Origin of the sequence: Methylobacterium sp. WL116 (genome assembly GCF_008039455.1) — a bacterium.
In the GTDB taxonomy this organism is placed as follows: Bacteria; Pseudomonadota; Alphaproteobacteria; order Rhizobiales; family Beijerinckiaceae; genus Methylobacterium.
In genome coordinates this window covers 1-5,781 of sequence record NZ_VRUV01000292.1, presented here as the reverse complement: position 1 = coordinate 5,781, position 5,781 = coordinate 1, and the positions used below count along the sequence as shown (strand labels likewise).

General features: G+C 71.8%; 6 protein-coding genes. 1 reads left to right on the top strand and 5 read right to left on the bottom strand.

Annotation, left to right across the window (positions count from 1 at the left end):
• On the bottom strand, positions 1 to 450 hold a 450-nt coding region (locus tag FV223_RS18385), incomplete at its 3' end, for a DMT family transporter (RefSeq protein WP_147728374.1).
• Between the two features lie 455 nt (positions 451 to 905).
• On the opposite strand from FV223_RS18385, the gene FV223_RS18375 reads away from it, so the two are divergent.
• Positions 906 to 1,790, top strand: a complete 885-nt coding sequence (locus FV223_RS18375) for a YihY/virulence factor BrkB family protein (protein ID WP_147728373.1) — start codon at positions 906 to 908, stop codon at positions 1,788 to 1,790.
• Between the two features lie 134 nt (positions 1,791 to 1,924).
• On the opposite strand, the gene FV223_RS18370 is transcribed toward FV223_RS18375, so the two are convergent.
• The 4 genes from FV223_RS18370 to FV223_RS18355 form a co-directional block, all read right to left on the bottom strand.
• Positions 1,925 to 2,290, bottom strand: a complete 366-nt coding sequence (locus FV223_RS18370; RefSeq protein WP_147728372.1) for a helix-turn-helix transcriptional regulator — start codon at positions 2,288 to 2,290, stop codon at positions 1,925 to 1,927.
• 55 nt (positions 2,291 to 2,345) lie between these two features.
• A complete protein-coding gene (locus FV223_RS18365) occupies positions 2,346 to 2,600 on the bottom strand; it encodes a type II toxin-antitoxin system RelE/ParE family toxin (RefSeq protein ID WP_147728371.1) in 255 nt (84 codons plus the stop codon).
• Positions 2,601 to 2,686: 86 nt separating this feature from the next.
• Positions 2,687 to 4,471, bottom strand: a complete 1,785-nt coding sequence (locus FV223_RS18360) for a glucan ABC transporter ATP-binding protein/ permease (protein WP_147728370.1) — start codon at positions 4,469 to 4,471, stop codon at positions 2,687 to 2,689.
• A gap of 533 nt (positions 4,472 to 5,004) precedes the next feature.
• A partial coding sequence (locus FV223_RS18355; RefSeq protein WP_147728369.1) for a PAS domain-containing protein occupies positions 5,005 to 5,781 on the bottom strand: 777 nt, incomplete at its 5' end.

Genomic DNA, 5,781 nt, shown 5'->3' with positions numbered 1-5,781 from the left:
GGCCGGGTCGGCGGCGCCGATCTTCGGGGCGAGCACGAGCCCGGCCCCGAGGAAGCCGAGCCCGATTCCGCACCAGCGGCGCAGGCTCACCGCCTCGCCGAGCACCGGCCCGGCCAGCATCGCCGTCGCCAGCGGCTGCAGGCTGCCGACGAGGGCCGCGATTCCCGCGGGCAGGCCGCGATGGATCGCCCAGAACACGCCGACGATGTAGCAGCCCTGCATCAGCACGCCCGCGACCATCGCGTCGCGCCATCCCGCGCGGGTCCGCGGCCAGCGGGCGCGAAGCGCGAGGGCGATCGCGCCGAGCACCAGGGCCACGCCGATCACCCGCAACGCCACGAAGGGCAGAGGCTGGGCATGGGGAGCCACGAACCGGGCCGCGATAAAGCCGGTCGCCCAGATCAGGACGAACAGGCTCGGGATCAGGACGTTTGCGAGGAGGGCGGGCATGGTGCCGCGCAGGCAGCACGCACCGTCCGCGCTGACAACCGAAAAAGCCGGGGCGCCCCCGCCCCGGGACAGGGGGCGCCCCGCCGTTGCCCGAAGGCTTCACCCCGGCACCGAACGCCGCCCCCCGGCCCTCGACGCGTTGACGGGGACGGGAACGCGATGACGTATCCCAAAAAACGCATCCTCCATCGGGTAGCATCGCCGCACGTGACACACGCTTTGACGGAAGGATCTCGGCGATCACCGCGCATCCCCTCGCCCCGCACGCGGGGAGAGGCCCGCACGGACCTCGTCGTCCGTGCGGGAAGCGCAGGCGAAGCCGGAGCGGCGGTGAGGGGGCGGCCCCGAAAGAGCCTCCTCCGTCGACGCCCCCTCACCATCGGCTGCCGCCTCGCTTTGCCGACGACGTGGTCGGCAAAGCCCTCTCCCCGCGTGCGGGGAGCGGGGAGGGCGGCATGAAACCCCTCCGCACCGCCCTCGAGGTCGCGGGCATCGCCGCGCATCGCTTCGTCTCCCATGACGGCTGGGCGATCGCGAGCCACATCGCGCTGTCGATCCTGACCTCGCTGTTCCCGTTCCTGATCCTGCTCGCGGCGCTCGCGGGGCTGCTCGGCACCAAGTCCCTGGCCGACGAGGCCGGCCTGCTAATCTTCGACGCGTGGCCGCGGGAGGTCGCCAAGCCGATCGTCGGCGAGGTCCACCGGGTGCTCACCGAGCAGCGCGGCGGGGTGCTGACGGTCGGCGCGCTGCTGGCGCTGTACTTCTCGTCCTCCGGCGTCGAGAGCCTGCGGGTGGGCTTGAACCGCGCCTACGGCCTGCGCGAGATGCGGCCGTGGTGGCTGACCCGGCTCGAATCGATCGGCTACGTCGTCTGCGGCGCCTGCGCGATGCTGGCCTTCGCGCTGCTGGTGGTGCTCGGCCCGCTGATCTGGCGCAACGTCGTTCTCGTCGCGCCGGGGCTCGAGCCCCTGGGCCTCACCGTCGCGATCGCCCGGATCGGCATCACCGCGCTGCTGCTCGCCGCGGTGCTGATCATCGCCCACAAGTTCGTCGCCGCCGGCCGGCGCTCGTTCCTGGCGGTGCTGCCGGGCATCGGCGTGACGCTGCTGCTGTGGTTCTTCGCCGGGCTCGGCTTCGGGTTCTACCTCGACCGCTTCTCGAACGCCTACGCCTCGACCTACGGCGGCCTCGCCACCGCGATGGTGTTCCTGGTGTTCCTGTACTGGCTCGCGGCGATGTTCCTGTTCGGCGGCGAGATCAACGGCACCGTGATCGCGGCCAAGCGCAGCCGGCTGCGGGCGCGGATGCACGCGCGCCAGGCGCGTCCGCCGGTTGCCTAGGACGAGACGCTTTGCCGGGAACCGAGTCCGCCTCGGGCTGTTGGCCCCAGGACTCCATGTGATCCGAAACCTCATCCGGCCAGCTTCCCCGAAACGGGAGGCGGGCCGTTTTCTTTTGGCCGCTCGCGCCGGCGTCAGCCGACGAGGTCGTCGAGCGTGACCGCGAGGGCGTCCGCGATCCTCCGAAGGGTCTCCACGGTGCCGTCGCGCTTGCCGGTCTCGATCTGCGAGAGGAACGGTTGGGCGATGCCGGCTTGCGCCGCCATCGTGAGCCCGCGATGCTCGCGCCAGACCCGGATGCGGTTGTCGCCGCCGAGCAGCCGGTCCACGACCTCGGCGGGGATCAGCTCCTCCTCGCCGGTCTCAAACTTCAGGCGGAACTGCGCGACGGCGGCCTGGTCGGCCGCGTCCTCCGCGGCCTGGGTCAGCGCGGTGTAGTCGGCCTCGCTCAGGATCACGAGTCGCTCGCCGGCCGGTGTCGTGAAGCGATGCGCGTTCATGGCAACGTCCTCTTCGGTCGGGCGCGATGGCGCGGGAATCGTCGGGATCGACCGCTCAATCGTGGGCGCTTCCCCGGGGCGTCACCTTGATGATCGCGACGATCTCGCCGTCTTCGGTGAACAGGACCCGCCAGTCGCCCACCCGGAGCCGGCAGGCGCTGGCCATGTTCTTCGGGCGCGTCACGTTGTGGGCCTGCGCTGCCGGGTCGGCTGCGTACTGCGTGAGCTTCGAACGAATCATCGCCGACACGTTGGTCGGCATGTGGCTCAGGGTCTTGAGGGCGGCCTTGCCGTAGGCAATTCGCTTCAAGGTCTACCTATAGCATATCGCTATATCGGCGCTCGAAGTCCGGGACCGCGCGCGCGGAAGCGCGGTCCCGGTGGTTCGGCTCGACCTCAGGCCGCCAGAGCCAGCACCGCTTCGCCCTCGTCCGCCTCGGCGGCCATGAACTGCGCCCGGGCGAGCTCGGCGAAGCGGCCGTTCTGCGCGACCAGGCCGTCGAAGGTGCCGCTCTCGACGATGCGGCCCTCGTGGAAGACCAGGATGCGGTCGGCGTTGCGGATCGTCGCGAGGCGGTGGGCGATGACGAAGGTGGTGCGGCCTTCCATCACGGCTTCCAGCGCGCCCTGCAGGCGGCGCTCGGTGGCGGCGTCGAGCGCGCTCGTCGCCTCGTCGAGGATCAGGATCGGCGGGTTCTTCAGGATCGCCCGGGCGATCGAGAGGCGCTGGCGCTCGCCGCCCGAGAGCGAGCGGCCGCGCTCGCCGATCACCGTGTCGAGGCCGTCGGGCTGGCGCGCCATGAAGGCGGAGGCCTGGGCGCGCTCCAGGGCGTCGAGCATCTCGGCATCGGTGGCGTCCGGGCGGCCGACCTGGAGGTTCTCGCGGATCGAGCGGGCGAACAGCATCGGCTCCTGGAACACCACGCCGATGTTGTGGCGCAGCGACGACACCGCGACGTCGCGGATGTCCATCCCGTCGATGCGGATCGCGCCGGCGCCCGGGTCGAAGCTGCGGTGCAGCAGGCCCAGCGTCGTCGACTTGCCCGAGCCGGTGGTGCCGACGAGCGCGATGGTCTCGCCGGCGCGGGCCGCGAACGACACCCCGTCGAGCGCCTTGCGGCGGCCGTCGTAGGAGAACCCGACGCCCTCGAACTCGACCTCGCCGGCGAAGCGGGCGACCTGGACGGCGTGCGAGCGGTCGCGGACGGCCGGCACCGTGTCGAAGATCGTGAAGAACTCGGCGATCTTCGGCGCCTGCTGGAACAGGCCGTTGACGAAGCCGACCACGTGGTCGAGGCGCGTCACCAGGGCGGTGGCGAGGCTCATGAAGGCGACGACCTCGCCGACCGAGGTCTGGCCGGCCTGGTAGAGCATGATGCCGGTGACGAACACCGCGGTCATGGTGATGGTGGCCGACGCGCGGGTCGCGACGTTGGCCAGCGCCCACCACGACAGCACCGGGATCTGCGCGGCGAGCAGGTTGCCGATGATGTCGCGCATCGCGTCCTTCTCGGCCTTGGCGCGGGTGAAGGACTGGATCACGGCGACGTTGCCGAGCGCGTCGGAGGCGTGCGCGGCCAGGCCCGAATTGTAGAACTCGACCTCGCCCTGCAGCGTCTCGGTGCGGCGCATGACGAAGGTGGTCAGCGCGGTGAAGACCAGCACCAGCACGAGCAGGATCGAGCCGAGCTGCCAGTTCACGAACAGCGTCATCGGCAGCAGCACGCCGAGCGAGACCAGGGCCGCGAAGTGGTCGCGGAAGAAGCCGAGCCACAGGGCCGACATGCCGTTGGTGCCCTCCAGCATCGCCTTCAGCACGCGGCCGGAATGGTTCGCCGAGTGGAAGGCGAGCGGCAGGTCGAGGACGTGCTCGAAGTAGTTCGCCATGGTGGAGAGGCGATTGCGGTGGGCTAGCCGGTCGGCGTGGAGCGCAATGGCGACGCCTGCCGCGATGGTGAAGAAGCCGAACGCGACCCAGGCCGCGATCAGCGGCAGCATGGTCTGCAGGCCGTTGCCGCCGCGCTTGAGGTGGGTCAGCCCGTCGATGATGCGGCCCATGATCAGGGGTTCGGCGAAGGCCGCCACCGCCAGCGCGACGTTGGCGAACCCGAGGCCGATGGCGAGCCGCTTGTCGTTGCCCAGAAGGCTCAGAACGCGCGCGTACAGACGAAACAGCGACATGTCAGCTCCGAACACCGACCTCAGGCGCGCCCCGTGTTGTCCGGGCCCAGCGCGCTCTTCCCCCTCGAACCCGGTCCGCGGCTGCGGTCCGGGTCTTCCTTCTTCCGTCGCGCTCCGTCCGATCGCCGGAACGGTGAATTCGGGAGTCCCGAGCACCGGGCTCCCAAACGCTTGGCGCGACGGGACTTATGCCAGGGGCTGGCTGAACGGCGCCTGACGGATCCGCCGCGCTGCGGGGAGGCCTTTACGGTTCGTTCAGCAAGATTTCCTAACCTCGTCCCCGAGGGCTCCACAAGCGCGCGATGCGCGCAGGCGCGCGAATTTCTCGCATCGCGCGTCGTGCACGGGGATCTCGCGACCGCGACGTTCGGGCCGGCCGCGCCACAGGCCCCCGGGCCACATGATCGGCCGCAGGCGGCGCCGGCCGGAACCTCGCGCGCCGACGCTGCGCCGGATGCCCGACCGCATCGCGGATCACGGGGTTCGAGCCCGATCGAGGATGCGCCGACGGGGACCTGCCCCGGGCCGGCGGCTCAGCGCGCCGCGCCGATCTCGCGCAGGTACCGCGCCGTCCCGGGGTTGAGGCTCCCCGCCGGCACCGTGGCGGCGAGGTTCGCGGGATCGCTGTCGCGTCCCTGCGGCAGGCGTCCGGCCAGCCGCACCACCAGCGCCTCCAGCAAGGCCGCGCCGATGCCCGAGCCGAACCCGTCGGTCACCGCCCGCAGGCCGTCGACCCCGAGGGTCAGCAGCCCGACCGGTCGGCGTGCGGCGAGGCGCGCATCGATCTCTCCGGACAGGCGGACCCGGTTCGGCAGGCCGGTGCCGGGGTCCTCGTGGGCGAGCCGGAGCAGGCGCGCGTTGCGGCGGCGGCGCTCCGAGATGTCGCGCATCACCGCGCCGACGCCCATCGCGGCGCCCTCCCCCCAGGCGCAGAGCGACAGCTCGATCGGCACCTCGCCGCCGTCGGCGCGCAGAGCCGTCACCTCGACGGAACGGCCGGAGAGCTTGAGCGGGCCGCCGGCGGTGAGCGCGCCCATGCCGGCGACGTGGTGCCCGCGCAGGCGCAGCGGCACGATCGAGGCCACGTCGCGCCCGGCCAGGGCACCGGCGGGGTAGCCGAGCAGCGTCTCGCAGGCGGGGTTGGCGAAGGTGATCCGGCCGGTCGCGTCGGTGGTGATGAGCGCCGAGCTCGTGGCGGCGACGAACCCTTCCGCGTCCCGCTGCGCCATCGTCCGCCGCCCCTGCGCCAGCACCGCGACGGCGAGGTCGGACAGCCGCGCCAGCCGCCGGCGCGTGCGGTCGGCCAGGGG

What these genes read in the sequence shown, in the direction of transcription:
- FV223_RS18375 (WP_147728373.1), top strand. Translation starts at nt 906, where the DNA reads ATGAAACCCCTCCGCACCGCCCTCGAGGTCGCGGGCATCGCCGCGCAT.
- FV223_RS18370 (WP_147728372.1), bottom strand. Translation starts at nt 2,290, where the DNA reads ATGAACGCGCATCGCTTCACGACACCGGCCGGCGAGCGACTCGTGATC.
- FV223_RS18360 (WP_147728370.1), bottom strand. Translation starts at nt 4,471, where the DNA reads ATGTCGCTGTTTCGTCTGTACGCGCGCGTTCTGAGCCTTCTGGGCAAC.